26 protein-coding genes are annotated in these 24302 nt (G+C 50.9%); 17 read left to right on the top strand and 9 right to left on the bottom strand.

Annotated features, from left to right (window positions below; all coding sequences use genetic code 11):
- Positions 1-60: 60 nt before the first annotated feature.
- Complete coding sequence (locus E4L36_RS12090) at positions 61-819, bottom strand: DUF1194 domain-containing protein (protein ID WP_136680826.1); 759 nt, start codon at positions 817-819, stop codon at positions 61-63.
- Between the two features lie 321 nt (positions 820-1140).
- On the opposite strand from E4L36_RS12090, the gene E4L36_RS12085 reads away from it, so the two are divergent.
- From E4L36_RS12085 to E4L36_RS18075, 7 genes are all read left to right on the top strand, one after another.
- Positions 1141-1899 (top strand): DUF4198 domain-containing protein, encoded by a 759-nt coding sequence (locus E4L36_RS12085; RefSeq protein ID WP_136680825.1) that lies wholly within the window; start codon positions 1141-1143, stop codon positions 1897-1899.
- Between the two features lie 10 nt (positions 1900-1909).
- Complete coding sequence (gene cbiM / locus E4L36_RS12080) at positions 1910-2509, top strand: cobalt transporter CbiM (RefSeq protein WP_136680824.1); 600 nt, start codon at positions 1910-1912, stop codon at positions 2507-2509.
- Positions 2497-3024, top strand: a complete 528-nt coding sequence (locus E4L36_RS12075; protein ID WP_136680823.1) for a hypothetical protein — start codon at positions 2497-2499, stop codon at positions 3022-3024. The genes cbiM and E4L36_RS12075 overlap by 13 nt, the downstream gene beginning before the upstream one ends.
- Positions 3021-3746, top strand: coding sequence for a cobalt ECF transporter T component CbiQ (cbiQ, locus tag E4L36_RS12070; protein ID WP_136680822.1), 726 nt, complete (start codon positions 3021-3023; stop codon positions 3744-3746). Before E4L36_RS12075 ends, cbiQ begins: the two co-directional genes overlap by 4 nt.
- The gene (locus tag E4L36_RS12065) at positions 3743-4486 is read left to right on the top strand and encodes an ABC transporter ATP-binding protein (protein WP_136680821.1); all 744 of its coding nucleotides are present in this window, start codon (positions 3743-3745) and stop codon (positions 4484-4486) included. Before cbiQ ends, E4L36_RS12065 begins: the two co-directional genes overlap by 4 nt.
- On the top strand, positions 4483-5073 hold the full coding sequence (locus E4L36_RS12060; RefSeq protein ID WP_136680820.1) for an ACP phosphodiesterase: 591 nt from the start codon (positions 4483-4485) through the stop codon (positions 5071-5073). Before E4L36_RS12065 ends, E4L36_RS12060 begins: the two co-directional genes overlap by 4 nt.
- Positions 5074-5135: 62 nt before the next feature.
- Complete coding sequence (locus E4L36_RS18075; RefSeq protein ID WP_276606069.1) at positions 5136-5261, top strand: hypothetical protein; 126 nt, start codon at positions 5136-5138, stop codon at positions 5259-5261.
- Between the two features lie 41 nt (positions 5262-5302).
- Here the strand turns inward: E4L36_RS18075 and leuA are convergent, their stop codons facing one another.
- Positions 5303-6964: a 2-isopropylmalate synthase gene (gene leuA / locus E4L36_RS12055; protein ID WP_136680819.1), complete on the bottom strand. Its 1662-nt coding sequence runs from the start codon at positions 6962-6964 to the stop codon at positions 5303-5305.
- A 362-nt stretch (positions 6965-7326) separates the two neighbouring features.
- Here leuA and E4L36_RS12050 point away from each other — a divergent pair, with 362 nt between their 5' ends.
- Positions 7327-7821, top strand: a complete 495-nt coding sequence (locus tag E4L36_RS12050; RefSeq protein WP_127692549.1) for an Lrp/AsnC family transcriptional regulator — start codon at positions 7327-7329, stop codon at positions 7819-7821.
- Between the two features lie 6 nt (positions 7822-7827).
- Here E4L36_RS12050 and E4L36_RS12045 read toward each other — a convergent pair whose 3' ends face one another.
- The 4 genes from E4L36_RS12045 to E4L36_RS12030 form a co-directional block, all read right to left on the bottom strand.
- The gene (locus E4L36_RS12045; RefSeq protein ID WP_136680818.1) at positions 7828-8415 is read right to left on the bottom strand and encodes a DUF2238 domain-containing protein; all 588 of its coding nucleotides are present in this window, start codon (positions 8413-8415) and stop codon (positions 7828-7830) included.
- Positions 8408-9319 (bottom strand): EamA family transporter, encoded by a 912-nt coding sequence (locus E4L36_RS12040; protein ID WP_136680817.1) that lies wholly within the window; start codon positions 9317-9319, stop codon positions 8408-8410. Before E4L36_RS12040 ends, E4L36_RS12045 begins: the two co-directional genes overlap by 8 nt.
- A 67-nt stretch (positions 9320-9386) precedes the next feature.
- Positions 9387-9995, bottom strand: coding sequence for a LysE family translocator (locus E4L36_RS12035; RefSeq protein WP_136680816.1), 609 nt, complete (start codon positions 9993-9995; stop codon positions 9387-9389).
- Between the two features lie 86 nt (positions 9996-10081).
- On the bottom strand, positions 10082-11011 hold the full coding sequence (locus E4L36_RS12030) for a LysR family transcriptional regulator (protein ID WP_127692553.1): 930 nt from the start codon (positions 11009-11011) through the stop codon (positions 10082-10084).
- Between the two features lie 124 nt (positions 11012-11135).
- Here E4L36_RS12030 and E4L36_RS12025 point away from each other — a divergent pair, with 124 nt between their 5' ends.
- Positions 11136-11651 (top strand): hypothetical protein, encoded by a 516-nt coding sequence (locus E4L36_RS12025; RefSeq protein WP_127692554.1) that lies wholly within the window; start codon positions 11136-11138, stop codon positions 11649-11651.
- A 35-nt stretch (positions 11652-11686) separates the two neighbouring features.
- Here E4L36_RS12025 and ccoG read toward each other — a convergent pair whose 3' ends face one another.
- A complete protein-coding gene (ccoG, locus tag E4L36_RS12020) occupies positions 11687-13030 on the bottom strand; it encodes a cytochrome c oxidase accessory protein CcoG (protein ID WP_136680815.1) in 1344 nt (447 codons plus the stop codon).
- 144 nt (positions 13031-13174) lie between these two features.
- Here ccoG and E4L36_RS12015 point away from each other — a divergent pair, with 144 nt between their 5' ends.
- Entirely contained in the window at positions 13175-14596 is a 1422-nt protein-coding gene (locus tag E4L36_RS12015; protein ID WP_136680814.1) for a PLP-dependent aminotransferase family protein, read from the top strand.
- Here E4L36_RS12015 and sfsA read toward each other — a convergent pair.
- Positions 14593-15312, bottom strand: a complete 720-nt coding sequence (sfsA, locus tag E4L36_RS12010; protein WP_136680813.1) for a DNA/RNA nuclease SfsA — start codon at positions 15310-15312, stop codon at positions 14593-14595. The two genes, E4L36_RS12015 and sfsA, sit on opposite strands and share 4 nt — an antisense overlap.
- A 90-nt stretch (positions 15313-15402) precedes the next feature.
- On the opposite strand from sfsA, the gene E4L36_RS12005 reads away from it, so the two are divergent.
- From E4L36_RS12005 to E4L36_RS11975, 7 genes are all read left to right on the top strand, one after another.
- Positions 15403-15609, top strand: coding sequence for a hypothetical protein (locus tag E4L36_RS12005; RefSeq protein WP_136680812.1), 207 nt, complete (start codon positions 15403-15405; stop codon positions 15607-15609).
- Complete coding sequence (locus tag E4L36_RS12000) at positions 15602-18790, top strand: hybrid sensor histidine kinase/response regulator (RefSeq protein ID WP_136680811.1); 3189 nt, start codon at positions 15602-15604, stop codon at positions 18788-18790. The genes E4L36_RS12005 and E4L36_RS12000 overlap by 8 nt, the downstream gene beginning before the upstream one ends.
- The gene (locus E4L36_RS11995) at positions 18787-19893 is read left to right on the top strand and encodes a SpoIIE family protein phosphatase (protein WP_136680810.1); all 1107 of its coding nucleotides are present in this window, start codon (positions 18787-18789) and stop codon (positions 19891-19893) included. The genes E4L36_RS12000 and E4L36_RS11995 overlap by 4 nt, the downstream gene beginning before the upstream one ends.
- Positions 19894-19907: 14 nt before the next feature.
- Complete coding sequence (locus E4L36_RS11990) at positions 19908-20831, top strand: diguanylate cyclase (RefSeq protein WP_136680809.1); 924 nt, start codon at positions 19908-19910, stop codon at positions 20829-20831.
- Between the two features lie 40 nt (positions 20832-20871).
- On the top strand, positions 20872-22080 hold the full coding sequence (gene mtnK / locus E4L36_RS11985) for an S-methyl-5-thioribose kinase (protein WP_136680808.1): 1209 nt from the start codon (positions 20872-20874) through the stop codon (positions 22078-22080).
- An 83-nt stretch (positions 22081-22163) separates the two neighbouring features.
- Entirely contained in the window at positions 22164-22538 is a 375-nt protein-coding gene (locus E4L36_RS11980; RefSeq protein ID WP_127692562.1) for a diacylglycerol kinase, read from the top strand.
- 21 nt (positions 22539-22559) lie between these two features.
- Positions 22560-23033 carry a cytochrome c gene (locus E4L36_RS11975; protein WP_169051535.1) on the top strand — a complete coding sequence of 158 codons (474 nt, stop codon included), beginning with the start codon at positions 22560-22562 and terminating at the stop codon, positions 23031-23033.
- A gap of 55 nt (positions 23034-23088) precedes the next feature.
- Here the strand turns inward: E4L36_RS11975 and E4L36_RS11970 are convergent, their stop codons facing one another.
- Positions 23089-24288 (bottom strand): amino acid aminotransferase, encoded by a 1200-nt coding sequence (locus tag E4L36_RS11970; RefSeq protein WP_136680806.1) that lies wholly within the window; start codon positions 24286-24288, stop codon positions 23089-23091.
- Positions 24289-24302 lie beyond the last annotated feature (14 nt).

Genomic DNA, 24302 nt, shown 5'->3' with positions numbered 1-24302 from the left:
GGGTGAATAGCGATAAAACCGCTAACTATGAGTATCAGTTAGCGGTTTTGTCATTTGCTGTTATGCGCGACGCTTACGAGCAGCTGCACCAGCACCGATTAGACCGATTGCCAATAGGGCAAGGGATGATGGGGTTGGAACATCTTTGGGTACTGAAATCTCCCGTACGAGCTTACGTTCGATACCCGAAGTGAAGTCAGCGAACGTTGACGCGTTAATCTGGAAAGCGCCAACACCGCCAATAACGTTAGCATCGTAGAAGTTTTGTAAGGATGTGGACGTGCCGATCGTAATACCGTTAATGGTATCGATGCCGGCTGCCAGCGCATTATCGCGCGCGGTGCTGGTTAGGCTGGTGTTTGATGTACCATCGCCTGAGATGTCCATCACTTGGCGGTTACTATCGAAGCCGTTATCAACGAACTGATTAACACCGAAATCAATGGCGCTGTAAATACGAGTGCCGCCACTAAAGGCACGATTTACACCCGCCAATGCATCAGCGAAAGCGTTTGCGCTGGCGGCGCTGTTGATCTCAAACCAATTAATTTGCACTCGTTGGTCGAGAGAGCCTGACCACTCGATATACTGAACGGCAATTGATCCGATATTACCATTCATAATTGCATCATGTACGTTTGCTGAGCGGAACGCTTGCTCATAGCCCTGCAGCTGCAGGCTGTACTCAGTGGAGTCAACGCTACCAGAAACATCGGCAAGAAGCTGAAGCTCTAAGTCAACTTGAATATCCATCAGAGCCGCATTCGCGCTGCTGGCTGCTACCATTACCGCTAAACCTGCGAGTGCTTTTTTAAACATGGTAAGTCCTCATTCCCTTAGTTCGTTGTTATAGGTGAAAGTTAACTGGTGAACTTGTTAGCACGTACCGTTCCATGTTTATTAACTGTATGAAAATTAATACGTTTGTTTTGTCTTGTGTGTTTTTTGTCTCTTTGTGGTAACTGTTTTGTAAATTTGATCGACATCGCTATTAATAGTATTTGATGAGATTTGGCTAACTCATATTAGGGGTGAGCTGTGGTGCTTTTATCTTTGGAAGATGTTCGTTCTAAATAGTGATATAGTCGGTATTACGAATTAATAAATCGTAATACGATAAGGCTTTTTAAGGAGTTAGTTATGCGCGGGCAAGTGATCGCAGCGTTATTGTTCAGTCTATTACCCCTGTCATCGGTTTATGGCCACTTTCAAGAACTGATACCCTCATCGGAAGCTGTGCACTCTCCCGCTGAAGCAACATTGAGCTTCGATATCCAATTTACCCATCCGATGGCGCGTGGCCCGGTTATGACTATGCAGTCCCCAGAAGCGTTTGGGGTGGTCACAGCCAGTGGCCAAACTGACCTGCTGCCGGCATTAAAGGGACAACCGAATGGACGCTTCAGTGCGGAGTATCAAATTAAGTCACCCGGTGATCACCTCTTTTACCTAACACCTGCACCCTACTGGGAGCCAGAAGAGGGCGTCATGATCCAACACTTTACCAAAGTGGTTGTCGATGCTTTTGGTGGCGAGCCTGCGTGGGACCAATTGGTGGGTTTACCTGTTGAGATTGAGCCGCTAACGCGCCCCTACGGCATCTGGCAGGGTAATCTCTTTCAGGGGATCGTTAAGAAAAATGGGCAGCCGGTGCCTTTTGCTGAAGTCGAAGTGGAGTGGCGCAATGATGGTTCTATTTCATCAGTGCAAGATCCATACGTAACGCAAGTAGTGAAGGCTGATGGCAATGGTGTGTTCAGTTATGTGATGCCTAAATCCGGCTGGTGGGGCTTTGCGGCTTTAATAACTGCGGACAAACCGATGCGAAATCCAGAGGGGGTTGATGTCCCTGTGGAGCAGGGCGCGTTGATCTGGATTTTTGCTAAACCTATGCAGTAGGGTTGCTACGATGGCTCATATTCCTGATGGCATCTTATCGCTACCGGTGGTGGCTGGTGGAGCGGCGGCTTGCGGGGCGGCCCTGTGGGTCTCTTTGCGGCGCCTTGCCTCAGAAAAAGTCCCGCACGCAGCGGTACTCGGTGCGGCTTTTTTTGTCTGTTCAACTATCAGCTTTCCAGTAGGCCCTAGTAGTGTTCACTTAATGCTGAGTTGTGTGATGGGGATTTTGCTTGGTAGCGCAGTCATTCCGGCACTGTTCGTCGCACTGCTGTTGCAGAGTATCTTTTTTGGCTTAGGCGGCTTGTTGGCGTTGGGTGTAAACACAATCAATATTGCTGTACCGGCGTTGTTCGCAGGTAGTGCATTCTATTGGCTGAAAGGGAGAGTATCTGATAATTCGCGTGCGCTTTTGGCCGCACCGTTAGCAGCCATGGCCGTGATCTCAACCGGAGCGTTGGTGTTCTTCTCACTCTTGTTGTCCGGGAGCGAATATCTGCCGGCTGCCGCTGTCATGATGGCTACATACCTACCCCTAGCGTTGCTTGAAGCCGTTATTGCCGTTGTTATTATCCGATTCCTGATGAAGGTGGCACCTGAATGGTTAGACTGAGCCGGTACATACTCCCGCTTTTGTGCGCTTTTTGCCTCGCACCCTATGCGGCGGCACACAGCTTAAAGCTGTTTGTTCAAGAGAGTCATGATCGACTCAGTGGCCATGTTTATTTTAGTGGAGGAATCCCCGCTCAGCTGGCACTCGTGGCACTGCATAATGACGATGGGCAGGTACTTATGCAGGTCTCTGCGGATCGGCAAGGGCGCTTTGAACTACCAAGGCTGGCGAACAGCGCGACATGGGTTATCGCGAACTCGCAAGATGGTCACATCGTGAAATGGCCGCTCCAAGCTTTAGAAACAGCTACACCTGCTGCCGAGGCTATGCCCGGTACCACTGATGCGCAGGCGCTAGAACGCATAGTGCGTGATGCGGTTGCGAAAGAGATCGCGCCGTTAAAACTCGCGTTGCAGCAACAGCAAGATCGCGCCAAATTGAGCGATCTGTTAGGTGGCGTTGGGATTATTTTCGGCCTGGCAGGTGTTTATCTCTGGTGGCGTTCAAGGCAATGAGCAAGTTTGCAGAGCAGCTAGATACGCGGGCTCGGTTGGTTAGCTGCTTACTACTGATCATCGCGCAAGTTGTATCGCAATCGCTGATCCTGCTGTCGGTTGGTGCGCTCATTGCGCTGCTAATAGCCTTAATGTTTGGTCGCTCCATGCGGGAGATGCTGATACACCTGCTGCGTGTTGAAGCATTCGTTTTCTGCATTGTGTTATTGCTTCCCTTTTCAGTTGAGGGGGATACGCTATTCTCATTGTTTGGTATTGCTGCTTCCGTGCAGGGAGTCGAGCGCGCAATAGGCGTGTTTTTAAAAGTGAGTGCAGCGGCACTGCTCATTTTTGGTTTGTTAGGTCCACTCAAACCCAGTGAACTTGGCGCTGCACTGAATGCCCTCAAAGTACCGAGTAAGTTAGTGACTTTGCTGCTTATGACATTACGTTACATCGAGCTGTTTAAGCAGGAGTATGGCCGCTTGCGCCAAGCGATGAAAGCACGCGCGTTTGAAATGCGCAGCTCATGGCATACATGGCGTACTCTCGGCTGGTTAATTGGTATGCTGCTTGTCCGCGGCATGGTGCGGGCGCAGCACGTTTTTGAAGCGATGCAGTGCCGGGTATTTCAAGGCCACTTTCCCATCCAACCAGCAGAACGCTGGCGTTTTCGCGATACACTGTGGTTGCTGGTATGTAGTGCCGTAATGTTGATCAGTTTAATAGAGAGGTTCCGATGAGCTCACCCCTGTTAGTGCTAGATAAGCTGACGTTTTCTCGCGATGGCAACGCGCTGCTGAAAGACGCCGACTTAGAAATTCAGCAGGGCGAGAAGCTGGTGGTTTGGGGTGATAATGGCGTTGGCAAAAGCTCGTTACTCAAGTTGATTGTCGGGCTTCACAACGCTGACGCTGGCGATATCCGACTTACTGGTAAATCTTGCAAAACTGCGCATGATTTTCGTCAACTGCGCAAGCGAGTTGGGCTGGTATTTCAAGATTCTGACGATCAGTTGTTTTGTCCTACCGTACTCGATGATGTGATGTTTGGTCCGCTCAATCTCGGTTGGCCCCATGAAACCGCAAAGGCGAAGTCGCTGGCCATGTTAACCCGTCTTGGTGTGTTGGCCTTAGCAGATCGAGTAACTTTTAGACTGTCTGGTGGGCAGAAGCGTTTGGTTGCGTTGGCATCCGTACTCGTGATGGAGCCCGATTTGCTGTTGCTGGACGAGCCCACCAATGGGCTTGATCAGAAGGCTCGCCACCGCTTGATAGAAGTACTGCAAAACCTACCTCAAGCCTTGTTGTTAGTAACCCATGATACCCAGTTGATTCAACAACTAGATGCCCGTGTTATCGCATTGGAAGATGGCCAACTGAAACCGGCTGTTGTGCACGCGCATCAACATGTACACCTGCATGTCCATACCCAGTCCCAAGGTGCTGAAAGTGATCACAGCCATGCGGAGTTATCGGGTTGAACTATCTTGCTCATCTCTTTTTGGCGCAGAATACCGTGGAGTCGCGTGTTGGTAATCTGATGGGTGACTTTATGCGCGGTGTGAGGCTCGCCGAGCTTGCACCTGCGGTGGCAGCGGGGGTACGTAATCACCGCGCGGTTGATCGCTTTACCGATACTCATCCTGAAGTACAGGCACTGAAGAAACTGATCTCAGCAAAGCGGCGCCGTTTTGCGGGCGTTATTATCGATTTGGCTTTCGATCACTACCTGATAAATCATTGGGATCGTTTTAGCGCACGGCCTTTTGATCAAGACTGCCAGTTTTATTACGCACAATTGGTGCAAGGTCGGCACCTGATGCCTAGCGCGATGGATCAGACCTCTCAGCGTATCGTGGCACAGGATTGGTTTAGCTCTTATCGTACTCTTGAAGGCGTCGGCTTTGCGTTAGATCGTATTGCCGGTCGTATTCGGTTTAAGAATGAGTTTCACGGAGCTATCGCTGAGCTTGAGCGGCTGGATGAGGCGCTAAATCGCAGCTTCTTACGCTTCTTTCCCGAACTGGTTGAAGAGATAAGCGCGCTAGCGATCGAAACTCGTCATTAACCGGAATGTCATATCTCAGGCCTACACTGCAGGCACTTTAACAACCTGCAAGGCATCACGCGATGACGCACTCCAAAGCTCAAATACGGTTGCAACCGCTGAATATGATCGCAACGTTTGGCGGGGTAAAGTGGCTGGATCTCGGCGCATCTTTACTGTTATTTCTGGTGCTGTTCTGGGAGTTTTAACAAGCCGCCCGACGTTAAGCGCAAGCGGCTTGTTGTTCGATTTAAGCAGCAGCGGCCTGTGCGCTGATCTGTGAGCGGCTAAAAGCACTCAGAATCGCTTGCAATGGCGCAGCAGACGTATCACTGGCGACTGCAACAGCGCAACAGTGCTCTCCATCAACATCCAGCGCAACGCATGCACGTGCTTGAGCCGTCGTTCCCTCGCCAAGTGCGTACTCATCAAAGTGCTGTACTTTGATCTCACATTGGTGAGCTTTTGATAGTGCAGCGCATAGTGCTTCGATCGCTCCTGCACCTTGACCCTCGAAGGCGGCATCCGCTGTGCGTACCTGAGCGGTAACACGGTCAGCATCGGTGTGGATATTGTAGCCAGAGACTACCCACGGCTGTTCAACGTCGACAAAAGACTCATCGTACAGCGTTTTTATGGCCGCTGGGGTGATCTCTTGACCGGTTTGTTCGGTCGCTTTCTGCACCACTTTACTTAACTCGATGTGCATCCACTTGGGTAGCTCGATGTTGTAGTCGCGCTCCAGTACTAATGCAACGCCGCCTTTACCGCTTTGGCTGTTGATACGTACGACTGCGTCATATTCACGGCCAATATCCATGGGATCGATCGGCAAATACGCGACTTCCCAGTGCGGTAGTTGACGGTCGGCATGGTAGGCCATCGACTTACGAATGGCATCTTGGTGGCTACCGGAAAACGCAGTATAAACCAGCTCTCCCGCCCAAGGATGGCGTGCCGGCACAGGTAACTCGTTACAGTGCTCAACCGTCGCGATGATCTCGGGGATGTTCGAGAAGTCTAGTTTAGGATCCACACCTTGTGAGTAGAGGTTCATACCCATGGTGATGATATCCATATTACCGGTGCGTTCGCCGTTCCCCATCAAGGTGCCCTCAACACGGTCAGCCCCAGCCATCACGCCCAGCTCTGCCGCAGCGACAGCACAGCCGCGGTCATTGTGGGTGTGCAAGCAGATGCGCACGTGTTGGCGGCCTTTCAGGTTGCGGCAAAAGTACTCAACCTGATCGGCAAAAATGTTGGGTGTCGACATCTCAACCGTCGAAGGTAAGTTGATAACCACCTGCTGGCCATTTTGCGGCTGCCATACGTCGATGACGGCATCACACACTTCGATGGCGTAATCCATCTCGGTACCTGTGAAGCTCTCCGGTGAGTACTGGAAAGTCCACTCGGTGTTTGGGTGCTGTGCAGCATACTCTTTCAGCCATTTGGCACCTTGTACGGCAATAGCAGTAATACCATCGCAATCTAAGCCAAATACCTGCTCGCGCTGTACCGTCGAGGTTGAGTTATAAACATGTACCACAGCGCGCTTTGCACCGCGTAACGATTCGAATGTACGCTTGATCAGCTCTTCGCGGGCTTGTACCAACACTTGAATGGTAACATCGTCAGGGATCAGCGCTTCATCGATCAACTTGCGCATGAACTCATAATCAGGCAACGACGCCGCTGGAAAGCCCACCTCAATCTCTTTAAAACCCAGTTTCACTAGCAGTTGAAATAGCTCTGTTTTCTTCTCCACCGACATCGGGTTGATTAGCGCTTGGTTACCGTCGCGCAGGTCAACGCTGCACCAGTCGGGCGCTGTTGTGATCTGCTTATCCGGCCAGGTACGATCCTGCAACTGGATAGCGGGAAATGGACGATATTTACGATGGTCAAACATGAGCGAGCATTCCTGCTTTGTTGTAAGTGTTGTTGGGTATGTTGTCATACTGCCCCGTGCAGCATGCCTCACGGGGCAAATAGGTCGCTGTTACTTTTGGTTAGCGCGGTGGTCGGTTCGATAAACCTAGCGTTAGATCGGTTTTATCAGCTTGTGGCTGTCACACCCCCAACTACGAGTGAATAGCTGGTTGCCTAACGGCTATTGAAACCAGCGGCAAGGCCGTCGTTTCAATAGTGAGTAGTCTAGAGAGATTGTTGCGCAATAGCTGATCTATTTTCCGCTTGTTTTTATCTTTTCGGCAATATAATTTAACTGTATTGGTCCTAACGTTTGTTTTTATTGCGCACCTGGAGTTTTTCGTGAAATTTGATGTTGAATTAGATCGATTTGATATTCGTATCTTGCACGCTTTGCAAGCTGATGGCTCGTTATCTAACCAAGAACTTGCGGAGCAGGTTGGGTTAACGGCTGCTCCCTGCTCACGCCGCGTCAAACAGTTGGAGGAGAGCGGCGTGATTGCACGCCGAGTCGTGAGGATCAACGAACGCGCTGTTAATGTGTCGCTGATCGCCATGCTGCATATCAGCATGGATAAGCATATCCCCGAGCGCTTCGAAGCGTTTGAGCAAGCGATTAGCGAGCTACCGGAGGTGATGGAGTGCTATTTAATCACCGGTCACGATGCTGATTACCAATTGAAAGTCGCGGTGTCCGATATGGATGCGTATCACGATATTTTGCTGGGCAAAATTACTCGAATTCGCGGCGTAACCGGCGTGAAGTCGGCGTTTGTGATGCGTAAAATTGTTGAAACCACCGCCGTGCCGCTCAGTTATATCAAACCGAGTAAATAAGCCTGATTAACGCAACTTTGCGAGCTGTTTATCATGCCACTTTGCAAGTAGCAGCAGTGCGCAAATAGCGCCGAAGAGTGCAAACCCCATATCGGATTGCGTATCCCACTCATAGCCTTGTGTGCCGAGGAACGCGGTGGCATCTTCACCACTCAGCAAGGCAACCCACCACTCAATTAGCTCGTAAAAAGCACTAAAGGCCAGCGTGACCGATAGCACGAACAGTGTGCGCCAGTGCGGCCCAGAGACAACCTGTAAGCGGATCAGTAGCTCTCTGGCTAAGATGGCGGGCACAAAACCTTGGAAGAAGTGGCCGACCTTATCGTAGTTATTGCGCTCAGCGCCAAAAAGGCCATCAAAAAAGGGCACTTCTGCATAGGTGTAGTGGCCACCGATCATTAGAACAATACAGTGTGCCAAAATGAGGCTGTAGAGCAGTGGCGTTAAAGGAAAACGCTTACGCGTAGCGAACACGAGTGCTGCCCCGATGAGGGCAGGAGCCACCTCTAAAAACCACGTAAAGGTGTCGTAAGGTTCGATGGCAGACCAGAGAAAGACTCCGATAAAAGTGGCGCCCCAAGCAAGGCTAAGCATGGGCAGTCTCCTGCTGAAGGGTTTTATTTTGTCGGCTTGAGCTGATGGCTTGGATAATACCGCTGAGCATAATTACACCACACCCTGTGAGTTGCAGCGTGTTGAGGCTTTCATCAAAAAGCACCCAGCCAAAGGTCACTACCGCTACCGGCTCAAAGTAGGCAAGTGTGCCAAATAAGCTTGAGGGCAGGTGATTCAAAGCACTGACCGCGAATAGAATCGCTAGGAAGCCCGGTATTAAGCCTGCAGCGAGTAGCCATCCCCACTGCCATTGCTCTGGCCAAACCGGCGCCATGAGCAAAAATGGCAACATGCACAGCGCGCCGATTAATAGCTGATACCAGGTACGAGCAAGCACGGGGTAGCTAGCGGGCATGATTCGGTTGACCAAAATGAAACCTGCATAAGCGGCCATCGACAAGACGCCGAAGCCGAGCCCCAAGCTTTCATGACTACCTTGGTTAAAGCTGAGCTTGAACTCCATCATCATGGCAAATCCGAATAGAGCGGTGGCGATTAAGGCGATACTACGGGGAGTGAGGCGCTCTTTAAGCCAAAAGTGGGCAATGATTGAGGCGGTAATCGGGGCCAGATAGATCAACATAATGGCGTTGGCCATACTGGTATAGTTCATCGCTTGAACGTAAAAGACGATGAAGCTTGCTAGGAATATCCCGTTTACAACAACCTGCCATGGCGGTCGTGCCGATAGCAGATGAGCGCGGCGCGCGATGACTAAATACCCCAGCATAATAGCCGCGCCAAAAAAAAGCCGGTAAAAAGTGACCACATCGGCACTCAGGCCGGTTGTTTTGGACACGATGCCAATCGTGCCCATAAAAATGGCGGAGAGTACGGCTAATAGGATACTGGTACTCAGTGTTTGCGAGTCTGAATGGCGCATGGGGTATCGCTCAAAACGCAACAGGTTAGCATGTTGCTAAATGTACAGGTAGCGCTGTGTTAAATACTTAAAGCGTCAGAACACGCAGCGCCAGTGCAATTAATATCCCGCCGCTGATTCTTTCAATTAAGAATGTGCGGGACTGCAGTTTGCCGAGCACACGCGAATGAGACAGTACAATCGCCACCAAGGTGTACCAAGCGCCATCAACAGCGGTGACCGTGGCAATCATAATACTCTTAGATTCCAGCGAAACGGCGGTTGTCACAAACTGGGAAAAAAGCGCCAGAAAAAAGATCGCTAGCTTCGGGTTGAGTAGGCTGATCATAAGCCCATCCAGTGCAGCTTGATAAAGCGGTACGCGCATGACCTGTGCGTCCTCGGTGGAAGAGGGTTGTGCGCGTAGCGCTTTTACACCCAAGTAAGCTAAGTAACCCGCGCCAGCATAAGTGATCACGTTGAACACAAGTGGCGATGTTGTGACAAGCAGCGCTAAGCCCCAAACCGTTAAAATGGCCCACCCTGCGACCCCAGCGGCATGAGCAACGCCAGAGACAACGCCATGAAGGCGGCCATTTGTCAGTGTGTGCCGCAGCACAACCGCAAGGCTTGGGCCGGGTGTCATAGCACCCAATACGCAGATAGCGAGTAGGGAAAGCCAACTGGCAAGCGTCATATACTGCTCCGAATAACATAAAGGTTCTAGGCGCGCAGTTTACGAGGTATAGCCAGTATGTTGGAAATGCATTATTCGAATGCCAATCAGAAAATTAAATCATGATCTTTAGGCGAGTACATAGAGCGTTGCAGTATTTCGGCCAAGGATTCACGCATCCAATGGTGTGCAGGATCATTTTGGTGCTGCCGGTGCCAGCATAAATAGTAACGATGAGAGGGCGCCGTAACGGTGAATGGCCTCGATGTGACGGGCAGCCACGCTGCGGTGTTGCGGGCAATATGGGCAGGCACAACCATCAGTAGCTGGTTTTGAGTGACGGCAGCGAAGCCCGCGTTAAAAAAAGGCACTTCAAAACGTATTTCGCGTTTAAGGCCTGCTGCGCTCAGGGCATCATCCAAAAAAGAGTCTTTATCGCCGCCGCTGTTAATCCGCACAAATGGATGTTGGGCCAGATCTTCTAGCTCAAGAGAAGTCTGGTTACTGAGCGGATGTGTTTGGCTCATCAAACAAACGGGTGAGTCTTGGCCAAGAAAGTAACTGTCTAGGTTGTCGGGTAGCGTTGCGGCCATTGTCGAGACCATATCCAGCGGCAGCTCGCCGAGCTGTGGTAACCAGCTACCGTTTAGCACGTCAAAATGGACGCGAATGTTTGGTGCATGTGTTTGGAGATGCAGCAGTAGCTCGGGAAAGATGAATTGCGCAACATAGTCGGTACTGGCAAAACGAAACTCGCGATCACAGACCGCAGGGTTAAAGGCGGGTGTATCGTTGAGCTCCTCAATCGCCACAAGAATGTGCTGCACTTTGGGGATCAGCGTTTGCGCTTTGGGGGTTAGCAAGTATCCGCTGCCTTCGCGCAACAGGAGAGGGTCTTCAAAATACTGGCGCAACTGGCCGAGTTGGCGGCTCATAGCCGACTGGGTCAGGCAGAGTTTATTGGCAGCGCGCGTTACGTGGCGCTCTTCTAACAGGACAGAAAGCGAACGCAGTAAATTGAAGTTAAGGTGCTGCAAAGTGATACCCAGTTTCCAAAGAGGCCAATTTAGCAAATCCCACAAGCATGGGATAGCGAACCTTTTATTCCAGCATTTTGCTGCTTAAAATGGTGTCATCAAGATTTTTTGTTGGGTTGGGGTAATGGATAACCGAAAAGTGCACCTATGTGTTGCTGCGTTGTTGTTGGGGCTGTCTGGCCACGCGTCTGCTTATCAGTGTGAAGTTGATGGCAAGATGATTGAAGTGGGGTTACCGTGCGATAAGTACTACCGAATTTTCGGAGGAGGCTCCAGCTCGGCGCCGACACCGGAAGAGGAGTGGGCTGAACGGCGTGAACAGATCGAGATGGATAAAAAGCAGGAGAGCATTCAGGCGTCGAAGCGTTTGGTAAAACAAGGCGAGCGCTCCTATCGTGCACATAAAGCAGAAGTGTCCCGCGATCGACGCAATACCCAACGTCCAACCCGCAAAGTGGAACCAAGAAAGGGGATGCGCAAGGATAAGATCTTGCAGATATTAGGTAAGCCCGATAAGCAGAAAACCAATGAAACACTCTATGGTTCCGAAGAGATATGGACTTACCGCGGGTACTCCGAGACTAAGACCATCGTTTTTGATAATGGCACCGTGTCAAAAATAGTCGTAGAGAAGTTTTAAGAAAAGCGGGGCCTGATACCCCGCTTATTAGCTCGTTATCTCACGGCAGTAATGAACGTTGTCTCTTTCGTTACGTGAACATCCAACCCCGTAAATGCGATAGCAATTTTTTGCCGCGCTTGTTCCGGCTCTGTGGCGCAAACGCTGTACGGTAGCCATTGCCCCATTTCGTGGGTAGCGATTGCTGTTTTGCCCTCGAGCCGAGCATCTAAATTGCTCTCCAGTGACAAGCTAAATTGTGCCTCGTCACCGAAATTCTCAATTTTAATCAAGTAGCGGTTACACACCACATCTTGCTGTGGACTATAAAAGAGTGCGCCACGGTCACGGCGAATCTCAACGAGCAGCTCAGTGGGCTGCTGTAACCCGTAAACAACCCCAGACACCGCCAGCGTTAACACCGCGAAGTAGCCTGCTAAGCGCGGTCGATAGATCGGGCTCGGCGCTTTTTGAAGCTGCTTTTCAGAGGCAAAACGGATCAGGCCCAATGGTTTTTTGATCTTCTCCATCACCGCATCACAGGCATCGATACAAGCACCGCAGTCGATGCAGGCAGCTTGTAGGCCATCTCGAATATCAATGCCGGTTGGGCACACCTTAACGCAAATGCCGCAATCGATGCAGTCACCCTGTGTGCTCTCTGCACCACGTCGAGGTTCGCCGCGTGCTGCGTCATACATCACCGTGCGGGTGTCTAAATCGAACATAACCCCTTGGAAACGTGAGTAAGGGCAGGCGTGTAAGCAGATCTTCTCCCTCACTAAGCCCGCGTTGGTGTAGGTCAGGGCCGCCATGCAGATTAGCCAGCCGATAACACTTAAGCTTGCCGTACCGGTCAGTAAGCTGCTGGTTAATTCACGCACAGGGATAAAGTAGCCGGTAAAGGTGATCGCCGTTAGGGTGGCAAATGCGATCCATAACAGGTGCTTGGCGACACGGCGGGCGAGGCGCGTACTACGTAGCGGGAGTTTTTCGTTTTTCGCCCGCTCTGTTGCACGCCCTTCAGTCCAGCGCTCGATACGAATAAACACCCAAGTCCAGATGCTTTGTGGGCAAGCAAAGCCGCACCATACGCGCCCCCAGCCAACCGCTAAGAAAAAGAGCAAGCAGGCACCAGCGATCATAATACCGGCGAGTGCTGGCAGGTCGTGCCATGAAAGCGTGTTGCCAAACAACAAAATGTGGCGCTCTGCGAAATCAAATAGTAGCCATGGACGCCCGTCGAACTGCACCCATACCAGCGCAAAGTAAGCGAACATCAACGGCCAGCTAATGAAACGACGTAGGTTTTGAAAGCGCCCCTCCGTTAGGCGAACGTGAATTTTATCTGCAGCGGTGAGTGCGACAGGATCAACCTGTTGAACCGGAATCTTCTGCATTGTTGTGCCTCTAGCTCTTGCTCTTGTCAGTTTGCGGGCAGTGTAATGCGGGTTACTAGATAGGTACAGGTATAAAAAAATTATATTTTATAGGTACAGATTGCATTAGAATACCGTAATCTAGCGGTTTGCCGAGGAGGGGGCATGGCGGAATCCTATCGCTATCAACAATTAGAGTCTTGGCTGCGTGAAGGTATTGTGCAGCGCCGGTGGCGTGCCGGTGATAGGTTGCCATCGGTTCGGGAGTTGTGCTCCACCAAACAACTATCGAAGGCAACGGTACAGCACGCATATCAGCGTTTGGAAGCGCAAGGGCTGATTAAAGCGGTACCTAAATCGGGCTACTTTGTGGCGGCTAGCCCAAGTAAGCGTGACTCTGCGCCTCTGCATCGCAAAGCGCTGAACGGGCCGGCGCTGCGCCCGGTGCCCGTCAACACAAGTGCCGTCGTCGACGATATCATGCGCCGTGGCGCAGCCTTTGACTTGCTGCCGGACCTGCAAGGGCCAGATGCTGATTCAGGACTTTTAGCATTGAACCGCGCCGTTGGACGAGCGCTGCGTCAGCATCGCCAAGCCGCTCATCACTATTACGATGCTCCTGAAGGCAATGAACTGCTACGTGAGCAGTTAGCGTTACGTTACCAGCGTTTAGGCGTGGCTATCAGCTCGGCTGATCTTCTGGTGACACAGGGTTGCCAGCATGGTCTTTTTTTAGCGTTGATGGCTTGTTGCGAGCCCGGCGATGTTGTTGCGGTTGAATCGCCGGGCTTTTACGGCTCGTTGCAGTTGCTATCGCAGTTGAAGCTACAGGTGCTTGAAATACCGGCGGATCCTGCCAACGGCATTGATGTGAATATCCTCGAGGAGCAATTAGCGCGTTGGCCGGTCAAGGCGTGTGTGGTTACTCCAAATTTTGCGACGCCAACAGGCGCGGTGATGCCTGCAGCGTCACGTGTTGCGTTGGTTGAGCTGGCAAACCGGTATGATTTTGCGCTGATTGAGGATGATATCTACGGCGATCTAGGGTTTCGCGAGCGCCCTGAGCCGTTAAAAGCACTCGATACGCAGGAACGAATTATGCTGTGTAGTTCCTTATCGAAAAGCCTCTCCCGCGATCTGCGTCTTGGCTGGGTTGAAGGCGCTCGTTGGCGTGAGCGCATTGCGCACCTCAAGTTGATAACGGTATTGGCCAGTAGCCAGTATACCCAGCAAGGGGTGGCGGACTTTATCCGCGAAGGTGAATACGAACGCTTCTTGCGGCGACAGCGCCTGCAACTGTTAACTCAGCGCGACCAGTGGGCGCAGGCGATCAGCGAGGTGTGGCAAGACGATGTATCTTACACCTTGCCTGAAGGGGGCATGGCGCTGTGGGTGAGCTTACCCGAAAATGTCGATACGCTAACCGCATATAACCGCGCGCTTGCCGAAGGCATTGTTATCACCCCAGGTGCGCTTTTCTCCACAACCACGCGCTTCAATAACTACCTGCGTATCAGTTTCGCGCAACCATTGAGCACTAAGCGCCACTATGCATTGGCGTCTTTAGCGGCCATTTTGCGAGACTAACCGCCAATATGAAAGGGTAGAACACGCGATAGCCGGATGGATTGCGTTGATATTTCAGCCCCGACTGCGATCACTTCCACGCCGTGACGGATCGCCTCTTTCAAGGTGCGGGCGTAGGTAGGATCAATCTCCCAAGCGGGCTGAACCGCTTGGATACCGGTGTGGGCGACACTGAAAAACAGCACCGCCCGATATCCTTGAGACACCATCTCCATCAGCTCACGCAGATGCTTTTGTCCACGGGTGGTAACCGCATCGGGGAAGATGCCTAAGCCGTCTTGCTCCAGCAGCGTGACACTTTTGACCTCTACGTAGCAATCTGGAGCCTCCCCTTGGGATAAGAGTAGGTCGATACGACTATTTTCATTTCCGTAACGGCACTCGGTTTGAATCTTATCGTAACCTGCTAACGAGGCTATTAAACCGCTCTCAATGGCCTCACGCGCCAAGTGGTTTGCGCGGTGGGTGTTAATACAGGCGAGATACTTATTATCGACTTCAACCAGCTCCCAGGTGTGCGCTAGTTTGCGCTTTGGGTTGTTGGCATCGAGAAACCACACGCGTGCCCCTGCTTGCGCACAATGTTTCATGGAGCCTGTATTGGGGCAGTGAGCAGTCATCGTACTGCCATCACTTAACTCAATGTCCGCCAAAAAACGCTTATAACGTTTGATCAGACGCCCCTCAATAAGGCGTGAATTGGGAGTATATTCCATTGATCCTCTGTTTATTTTTAGGTTGTCTATACTGGAATCAAGACAACGTAAACGTTAGCTAATATTTTACCGTTTTTCGGGAGATTCGACATGCCCAAGAGGATGTGGGCAGAGGCCAAGAGCCGTTTAAGCATACGCGAGCAGTGCGTAGCGAAGCGGGCAGCATCTGCATGGAACAGGATTGATATTGGTACAGACAAAGTTATCCGCGGTTTGTTTGTTGTTCTTTCACCGCCATACACCATCGCGCGCGCTCTAGACGCCTTGCAGCAGGCTGAGGAGAAGCGTTATGTCTAGCAAGAAATTGGTTCCTATCAGTCGCACTTTGCTGATCTGGTTTTTGGTGCTTGCCCTCGTTCCGATGAGTATCGTTGCCGGTATCTCATACTATCAAGCGAAACAGAGCTTAACTCAGGCTGCCAAAGATCAACTAAGCTCCGCGGCGCGGGCAAAGATGATCTATCTGAATGATTGGTTTGACAGCCGCATGGGCGATCTAAAGATCATGGCCCAGTCGCAGAATAACCTTTCGTTTCTTAAGCAACTGCGCGAGCGATTAGAGCAGGAGCAAACTAGCCCGCAAGCCTTTATACAAAGCCCCGCTTGGAAAGATCTTGTTGAGCAATATAGCAACGACATGACCGCCTATCAGCGCCATGATGATGACGTTTATGATCTACTCCTAATCGACGGCGACGGCAATATTCTGTTTACCGTAGGCAGAGAACGAGACCTTGGGCGTAATGTGTTTTCTGGCAGCTTATCTAACACATTATTTGCGCAAACAGTGAGGAAGACCCTTACTACAGGCGACGTTGCTTTTTCTGATATCGAACGTTATGGGCCGTCAAATAATAAGTTGGCGGGCTTTTTAATCGCTCCAATGACTGATCGAAACGGGGCTAAGCTTGGCGCATTTGTTTTGCAGCTGCGTTTAGATGATATCTTCCTGAAGATCGCTGACACTGCCGGTATGCGCTCTTCGGTTTTACATTATGTTGTCGGCCAAGACGGATATCTGCGCAGCGCGGTTAACGGTAAAGAGGAGCAGGTGCTTCGTTTTGCGGTGCGCACCGAACGATTTCAGTTAGGTAGCCATAACTTAACCACACATCCAGATCAGCTAGGGGCTGAGGTCTATCTTGGGCCTTTCAATCAGAATGTTGTAGGAGTCCATAATAGGCTTGATCTAGCTGGCGTTGAGTGGATATTGGTCAGCGAGGTTAACCAAGATGAGGCGATTGCACAGGCGAGTTGGCTAGGTGCTGTCATACTCGGGATTGTGGCGCTCACCAGTATTTTGGCTGCGTTATTTGCTGTTTATCAGGCTCGTCACCTTACTTACCCGATTGTGAAATTAGCCAAAACAGCACGAGATATCTCAGCAGGTGATGCTTCGCAGCATGTAAAAGTGAGTGCCAACAATGAGCTGAAGGATCTCGCGGATGCATTTAACCAAATGGTGCAAGTTCGGGAAACCCATGAGCGGGCGCTGCAAAAAAGTCACGATGAGCTTCTGGTCGCGAAAGATGAAGCGCAAAGCGCTAATCACGCGAAAAGCGATTTCTTGGCCAACATGAGCCACGAGATTCGGACTCCGATGAACGGTGTGTTGGGGATGTTGAACCTCATGCTAGAAGATGCGCTTGATAAAGAGCAGCGTCAGCGTGCAGTTATTGCTAAGCGCAGTGCAGAATCGTTGCTAGCGATTATCAACGATATTCTTGACTTCTCTAAGATTGAAGCCGGAAAAATGGCGCTAGAGATGATTGAGTTTGATCTGGATAGCATGATGGAGGACTTTGCCATTGTGCATGCCGTGCGTGCTGAAGAGAAAGCGGTCGAATTTATCTGCCCAGCTAACCCGGTACAGAACCTATGGGTGAAGGGTGATCCTGGGCGCTTGCGTCAGATTCTTAATAATCTAGTTAGCAATGCCATTAAGTTTACCGATGCCGGCGAGGTATTGGTTCGATACGAGTGTGTTGAGAAAACGGATAAACACCTTATTCTGCGCTTTGAAGTACAGGATACGGGTGTCGGTTTAACGCTTGAGCAGACTGTATCGCTGTTTGAACGCTTTACCCAAGCCGATACCTCAACAACGCGCCGCTATGGCGGTACTGGCTTGGGCTTGGCGATCTGTAGCCAGTTAGTTGACATGATGGAGGGGGAGATCGGGGTCGATAGTCAAGTGGGTATCGGCTCGACGTTTTGGTTTACCGTATGCCTAAGCCGTGCCGAAGCGGAGCGAGAGTTACCTTCCAAAGAAAGCCTGCACGACGAGCGTATTATTGCGGTTGATGACAACACATCCAACCGAATTCTGCTCAAAGAGATCTTCGAGCAGTGGGGCGTGCCACATACAATTGCGGCAGATGCCAAAGAAGCGCTGGGATTGATGCAAGAATCCGCGGCTGATGGCCAACCCTATACGATTGGTTTGCTCGATATGCAGATGCCAATTATGGATGGTGAGATGCTGGGGCAGTGTATCAAGTCTGATCCAATGCTGCGTTCTACAAAGTTGGTTTTGTTGACTTCCCAAGGGCGGCGGGGAGATGCCAAGCGTATGCTCAAAAAGGGCTTCTATGGTTATCTGTCCAAGCCGATCAACCAAAATGAGATGTACCAAGCGTTGCTGTTGGTGGCGGGAAAAGATGAAAACGACGACAACCTTATTACCCGGTTCACGGTTCGGACCACAACGCGCATATCAGGCCGAGTACTGCTAGTAGAGGACAATGCCACGAACCAGATGGTGGCAAAGGGGTTATTGGAGCAGATCGGTGTACACGTGGATATCGTCTCGAATGGTTTGGAGTGTGTACAACTGTTAGAGCGTGAGCGCTACGATGCTGTGTTGATGGATTGCCAGATGCCGGTTATGGATGGCTACGAAGCGACGCGTATGATCCGCAGTCCACATTCGAACGTTCTCCATCACGATACTCCGATTATCGCCATGACAGCTAACGCGATGCAGGAGGATCGGCGCAAGTGTCTTGATGCAGGGATGGATGACTATATCGCTAAACCGGTCGATACCGAGAAACTGCGCAAGGCCATTGTACGCTGGGTTGGGCAGCGCTCTGGTGATGAAATAGGCGAGGAGGTACTTGCCGATGATGGCCCACTCGTTGAAAGCACAGTATTTGATGAAGAAGCGATGAGCCAGCGCTTGATGGGGGATCGAAGTTTGATGGCGAAGGTGGCACTCACGTTTCTTGATGATATGCCGCGCCAAATTGCGGCTATCAAACAAGCTTATGATGAAAATCCGGAGTCGATCGCGGCGGTTGCTCATCGTATTAAAGGCGCATCGGCCAATGTGGGTGGTGTTGCATTAAGCCATCAAGCTAACCTGATCGAGTTAGCTGCCAACCGGGAAGATTGGCAAGAGGTAGAACCGATGGTTCAAGAGCTAAACGAGGTGTTTGCTCAGTTGAAGTCGCAGATGGAGGCCGCTGTTCTATGAAGGTTTTGATTGCAGAAGACGACATTACTTCGCAAACAATGCTCTGTGAGCTGGTGGCTGATTGGGGTTTTGAGCCTATAGCTGCGAGTAATGGAGAGGACGCCTGGGAGGTGCTAAATGGGTCTAATCCGCCGCGTTTGCTGCTGCTCGACTGGGAGATGCCTAAGCTTCTGGGCGTGCAACTTTGTGAGCGAATCAGACATGTTTACACAACGGATCCCGTTTATATCATCTTTATCACCGTCCGCACCCGTACAGAAGATATTGTGCAGGGTTTGAACGCTGGTGCGAATGACTTCATCACCAAACCGTTTGCTTTTTCAGAGTTGAAAGCACGGGTCATGGTTGGGGCGCGGGTTCTCAAGCTGCAAGCAGAACTCAACCAAGCACGCGATATGCTGTCAACAGAGCGGGAGTTTATAGAGAACATCATCTCAGAAATGCGGGATCCCTCGCTCTTTGAAACGGCCCATGTGCGCAGTTTGCAGGAACCTGTTGAGAAAACCTCTGGCGATATTTTGTTCTCAGCGTCTCGCCCCGATGGCGGACAGCATATTTTGCTGGGCGATTTTACCGGGCACGGGTTAACGGCGGCGATCGCCGGGCCTTTGGTGTCCGATATCTTTTACAGCATGACTGCCAAGGGGCTACCGCTGTTTGAGATTGCCCAAGAAACGAATCGTCAACTGCGTCGTAAGTTACCTATCGATATGTTTTTGGCGGCGATATTTATTGAGCTCAGTCCCTCTCGGCAAGAGCTACGGGTTTGGAACTGCGGTATGGAGCCTGTGCTCGTGTTTCGCTGGGGTGATGTTGTGCAGCGGTTGGAATCGAGCTTTGTTGCGCTGGGAATCCTGGCCGATACCGTCGAACCCGTTGAGAGCATTTCGGTTAGATCATGTGATCGGGTTATCGCGTACTCTGATGGTGTGACTGAGGCTCAGAACGCGTCGGGTGAGGAGTTCGGTAACCGTCGTTTAGAGCAGGTGCTCACTGATATCATTCGCAAAAATCAAGATATTGACCAGCTCAAGTCGACTATCGACGAGTTCAGCTGCGAGCAGCAACAAGACGATATCACGTTAATCGAGTTGGTTTGTTAAGGACAGAAGCGTCTATGGATGTACTGATAGCAGAGGACGATCTTACCACACAAGTGATTCTCCAAACGCTCGTGACAGCGTGGGGCTATCGGGCTGTTGTCACCTCAGATGGGCATGAAGCATGGGGTGTTTTGCAGCAACCTGATGCTCCGAAATTACTGTTGCTCGATTGGGAGATGCCGGGCTTCAGTGGTTTAGAGCTGTGTAAAAAGCTTGCAGAACAAACGGATGAAAACCCTCCGTATATTGTTCTCTTAACGTCACACGCGGAAACAGACCGTGTTGTTGAGGGGTTGGCATCAGGAGCGCATGACTTTATTAGTAAGCCTTTTGATAAAGCTGAGCTGCAAGCGCGGCTTTCGGTCGGTCGTCGGATGCTAGAGATGCAACGTAAACTGATCGATGCGCAACAACAACTGGCATACGAAGCCACGCACGACGCTCTCACCCATCTACTTAATCGTCGCGCGGTCTTGAAAGCGCTGCAGGCTTTGGTGAGTAAAAGCATGAGTGAGCATTCTAGTATGTCGGTTGCCTTAGTCGATATCGACCACTTTAAGCGCATCAATGATAGCTATGGTCACCCGATGGGTGACGAGGTGCTCATCCGAGTCGCGGAAACCATGCAAACGTGTCTCTCAGCAGGTGACTCGTTAGGCCGTTTTGGCGGTGAAGAGTTTATTGTTGCGATCGATAGTGACCCAGAAGGTGCGAACCGACTGATGGAGGAGCTTCGTACCAAAATTTCGGAAACACCCTTCTGCTTGGCTGACCAAACCGTTAATGTAACTGTCAGCGCGGGCATAGCCAGCCTCTCGGGTGACGATAGCCTGCGTTTAGATGATCTGCTTGCTGCGGCAGACAGAGCCCTTTACCAAGCTAAAGCTGATGGCCGCAACCAAGTTGTGTTGGCCGAGACGGACCTACCTTTACTCTAATAACTAGCTTCCGCGTACTGATAAGGAAACCTGCAATACTATGACTGCGCCACAACCGCTGAACGACCAAGAGATTCGTGCCTTTGTTTGTCGTCACACTGATGTTTTTCAGGATGAACAGATGCTACAGGTGGAAGAGATTAGTGACGGGAATATTAACTTTGTTTACCGTGTCGGCGATGGTAAAAACAGCGTTATTTTAAAGCAGGCGCTACCTTATATCCGCATCATTGGTGAGGGCTGGCCGTTGCCAGTCGATCGTATCCGTATTGAAGCTCAAGCGCTGGGTTTCTTTAATATGTGCAGCCCCAACAGCAGTCCAGACGTGCTTCATTTTGAACGCAGTCAACATGTGATCTTGATGGAAGATATTGGCGATTACCATAACCTGCGCCATGTGCTGATACGTGGCGATAAGCCCACTTCGATTGGCAGTCAATTGGGGCGGTTTTTAGCGATGCTGCACTATACCTCTTCTGATTTTCTGCTCGACTCTATCGCGAAAAAGTGCATGGTTGCCAGCTATCTGAACCCTCAGCTGTGCAGTATCTCAGAGGAGGTTTACTTCCTTGATCCTTTCTGTGATCACGAACGTAACAACGTGAGCCAAGGTGTGCGCAGTATGGCGCAGGCGCTTTGGCAAGACGATGAGTTGAAGCTGGGCGTAGCGCAGTTACGTTATCAGTTCATGAACGATGCGCAAGTGCTGTTACACGGCGATCTGCATACCGGCTCTGTTTTTGTGACGCAATCAGCATTTAAAGTGATTGATCCCGAGTTCGCATTTTATGGGCCTGCTGGATTTGACCTAGGGGTATTACTTGCAAACCTGTTGCTCAGTTATGCCAGCCAAGTGGGTAAAAGTCATGTGGTCCAGCGTGACGAAACCCAAGCTTACTTAATCGATCAAATTGAGCAATTAGTGAACAGCTATTTCGGTGAGTTCGACGCATTACTCCAAGCGAAAATTAACGATCCAGTGCTGCAGCAGCAAGGTTTCGATACGCTCTTTTTGGCAGGTGTGCGTGAATCTGCAATGGGGTTTGCGGGTATCGAGATGACGCGACGCACGATCGGTATTGCGCACGTCGCTGATCTTGATGAGATCGAAGATGATGAGCGTAAAACTTTGGCTGAAATGCTGTCACTGACCTTGGCCGCTAGTTTGATTAAACAGCGCACAAAACTGGCCACGACAGCTGATCTTGCTGCATTGATTAAAGACTGCCAAGCATCGCTCCCAGGCTAGTTATTGTCACGTAACTGCGCTGGTGGGGCAGGTTAAAAGCCGGTAAAGTAATGCGCAAATTTTGATGATGAGCAACAGCACGCATGAAACTAAAAGTGAGAGGAGTGGCGCGGTTCTATTATGCGACCTGTTACTCAATTAAAGGTTTAAAAGCGGCTTTTAAGCATGAGCCAGCATTTCAGTATGAGGTTATCGCGTTTGCAGTATTGTTCCCCCTCGCTTTCTGGGTGGCACAAACTGCTACACAGTGGGCGTTGTTAGTGGGTAGCGCGCTGCTGGTGCTAATTTTGGAGCTGATTAACTCCGCTATTGAGGCGGTTGTTGATCGCGCTGGTACCGAATTTAACGAGCTTGCCGGTCGAGCGAAGGATCTTGGCTCTGCCGCTGTCATGCTGGGGCTTATGGTGACCGGCGCGGTGTGGGCTGGGATCATCATCGATAATCAGGGCTGGCTATAGATAAGAATGGAGACGAATCAGATGATGTCCAAGCTGATGCTAACCGTTTTGTTGCTGGGCGTTTCTGTGGGCTCTGCTGCGCACAACGGGCATGACCATGGTGGTAGTGAAGCGAATAAAACGGTCATCTATCGCCAAAGTGTTTTTAAGATGATGGGGTGGCACTTCAAAGCGATGGGCAAGATGGTGCAGGGGCGCGCTGAATATGATGCTGAAGATTTTCAGCGTCGCGCTAAGTTGGTTCATGCACTCACGCAAATGGTCGCCGAGGGCTTTACCCCAAACACACAAGACGCGGATGCTGATACGGCGCTAAAAGATGAAATGTGGTATCAGAAAAATCGTTTCGATGGGCTCGTTAAGGAGCTGCAAGAGGCGTCCTCGGAGCTTGCTAAGTTGCCGGCTACAGCTGATAAAAATGAGCTGAGAAAGCCGTTAGGGCGTGTAGCAAGAACATGTAAACAGTGCCACGACCGTTTTCGACATCCGCTGTAAGCGGCCCTGCAAAGAAAAGCCCCGCGACCATCAGCCATGGCTGCGGGGATAATAATTAGCCTTTCAATACGTTGGTCAGCGATTGAGCAACATAATCGAGGTTGCTGCTGTTAAGGCCAGCAATGTTGACGCGGCTCGAATCCACCATATAGATAGAGTATTCGTCACGTAAGCGAGCGACCTGCTCTTTGCTAATACCTAGGAAAGAGAACATCCCTTTTTGCTCGGGAATAAAAGCAAAGCTTTGTTCGCAACCCGCTGCTGCGATCTGATCGGCCAAGGCATGACGCAGTTGCAAAATGCGTTGGCGCATCTCTGTGAGTTCGGTATCCCACATTTGAGTGAGCTTCTCATTGCTGAGAATCGTCTCAACGATCGCGGCACCGTGCGCGGGAGGCATTGAGTAGTGGCCGCGAATGGTACTGAAAAGTAGACTGCCAGAGATCTTAGCTTGCTCAGCAGATGCCGCCAAAACCATAACAGCGCCGGTACGCTCACGATACAGGCCGAAGTTCTTCGAGCAGGAGCTTGCGATCAGCATCTCTGGTACGGTGTCTGCTAGCTTGCGTAAGCCGTATGCATCTTCCTCTAAACCATCGCCAAGACCTTGGTAAGCAATATCGACAAATGGCATCAGGCCTTTCTCAACACACAGTGCTGCAACAGCGTCCCACTGCTCGCGGGATAGATCTGCGCCGCTTGGATTATGGCAGCAGCCGTGTAGCAACACGATATCGCCCGCTTTTGTCTGGTTGGACAGCATGTCCATCATCGCATCGAACTGGACACCTTTCGTATCCTTGTCGAAGTATGGGTATTCTGCGATGGTCAGTCCTGCACCTTGCAGTAGAGGAATATGGTTCGCCCATGTGGGTGTGCTCACCCACACTGTTACATCACTGCGACATTTAGCAACAAACTCTGCCGCCATACGCAGTGCGCCACAGCCGCCAGGTGTTTGGGCGATCGCTAAGCGTTGATCACTTAGTACACTATGCTGGTTGCCTAAAAGTAGGCGGCTAACATGGTGGTTAAAGCCTTCTGCACCCGCGGGACCAATGTATGACTTGGTGGTTTCGGTCGCGAGAATAATCTTCTCGGCTTCCGTTACAGCCGCCATAATCGGCGTGTTGCCCGCTTCATCTTTATAGACACCAACCCCTAAATCCACTTTGTTTGGGTTGGTATCTTGGCGGTACTGAACCATCAAGTTAAGGATAGGATCTGCTGGTAAAGGTTGCAGATGCTCAAACATGTTCGTCTCCTGCG

This window comes from Neptunomonas sp. XY-337 (genome assembly GCF_004959845.1).
Taxonomy (GTDB): domain Bacteria; phylum Pseudomonadota; class Gammaproteobacteria; order Pseudomonadales; family Balneatricaceae; genus Neptunomonas; species Neptunomonas marina.
The sequence above is the reverse complement of the archived record's forward strand: the minus strand, read 5'-3'. Positions and strand labels throughout refer to the sequence as shown.

Bases quoted from the DNA above. Each gene is read 5' to 3' on its own strand.
- E4L36_RS11980 (WP_127692562.1), top strand. From the start codon at position 22,164: ATGAAACTAAAAGTGAGAGGAGTGGCGCGGTTCTATTATGCGACCTGT.
- E4L36_RS12035 (WP_136680816.1), bottom strand. From the start codon at position 9,995: ATGACGCTTGCCAGTTGGCTTTCCCTACTCGCTATCTGCGTATTGGGT.
- E4L36_RS12015 (WP_136680814.1), top strand. From the start codon at position 13,175: ATGGCGGAATCCTATCGCTATCAACAATTAGAGTCTTGGCTGCGTGAA.
- E4L36_RS11995 (WP_136680810.1), top strand. From the start codon at position 18,787: ATGAAGGTTTTGATTGCAGAAGACGACATTACTTCGCAAACAATGCTC.
- E4L36_RS12045 (WP_136680818.1), bottom strand. From the start codon at position 8,415: ATGCTTAGCCTTGCTTGGGGCGCCACTTTTATCGGAGTCTTTCTCTGG.
- E4L36_RS11990 (WP_136680809.1), top strand. From the start codon at position 19,908: ATGGATGTACTGATAGCAGAGGACGATCTTACCACACAAGTGATTCTC.
- leuA (WP_136680819.1), bottom strand. From the start codon at position 6,964: ATGTTTGACCATCGTAAATATCGTCCATTTCCCGCTATCCAGTTGCAG.
- E4L36_RS12075 (WP_136680823.1), top strand. From the start codon at position 2,497: ATGGTTAGACTGAGCCGGTACATACTCCCGCTTTTGTGCGCTTTTTGC.
- cbiQ (WP_136680822.1), top strand. From the start codon at position 3,021: ATGAGCAAGTTTGCAGAGCAGCTAGATACGCGGGCTCGGTTGGTTAGC.
- E4L36_RS12005 (WP_136680812.1), top strand. From the start codon at position 15,403: ATGCCCAAGAGGATGTGGGCAGAGGCCAAGAGCCGTTTAAGCATACGC.
- E4L36_RS18075 (WP_276606069.1), top strand. From the start codon at position 5,136: ATGACGCACTCCAAAGCTCAAATACGGTTGCAACCGCTGAATATGATC.
- E4L36_RS12025 (WP_127692554.1), top strand. From the start codon at position 11,136: ATGGATAACCGAAAAGTGCACCTATGTGTTGCTGCGTTGTTGTTGGGG.
- E4L36_RS12085 (WP_136680825.1), top strand. From the start codon at position 1,141: ATGCGCGGGCAAGTGATCGCAGCGTTATTGTTCAGTCTATTACCCCTG.
- sfsA (WP_136680813.1), bottom strand. From the start codon at position 15,312: ATGGAATATACTCCCAATTCACGCCTTATTGAGGGGCGTCTGATCAAA.
- mtnK (WP_136680808.1), top strand. From the start codon at position 20,872: ATGACTGCGCCACAACCGCTGAACGACCAAGAGATTCGTGCCTTTGTT.
- cbiM (WP_136680824.1), top strand. From the start codon at position 1,910: ATGGCTCATATTCCTGATGGCATCTTATCGCTACCGGTGGTGGCTGGT.
- E4L36_RS12090 (WP_136680826.1), bottom strand. From the start codon at position 819: ATGTTTAAAAAAGCACTCGCAGGTTTAGCGGTAATGGTAGCAGCCAGC.
- E4L36_RS11970 (WP_136680806.1), bottom strand. From the start codon at position 24,288: ATGTTTGAGCATCTGCAACCTTTACCAGCAGATCCTATCCTTAACTTG.
- E4L36_RS12040 (WP_136680817.1), bottom strand. From the start codon at position 9,319: ATGCGCCATTCAGACTCGCAAACACTGAGTACCAGTATCCTATTAGCC.
- E4L36_RS11975 (WP_169051535.1), top strand. From the start codon at position 22,560: ATGATGTCCAAGCTGATGCTAACCGTTTTGTTGCTGGGCGTTTCTGTG.
- E4L36_RS12000 (WP_136680811.1), top strand. From the start codon at position 15,602: ATGTCTAGCAAGAAATTGGTTCCTATCAGTCGCACTTTGCTGATCTGG.
- E4L36_RS12065 (WP_136680821.1), top strand. From the start codon at position 3,743: ATGAGCTCACCCCTGTTAGTGCTAGATAAGCTGACGTTTTCTCGCGAT.
- ccoG (WP_136680815.1), bottom strand. From the start codon at position 13,030: ATGCAGAAGATTCCGGTTCAACAGGTTGATCCTGTCGCACTCACCGCT.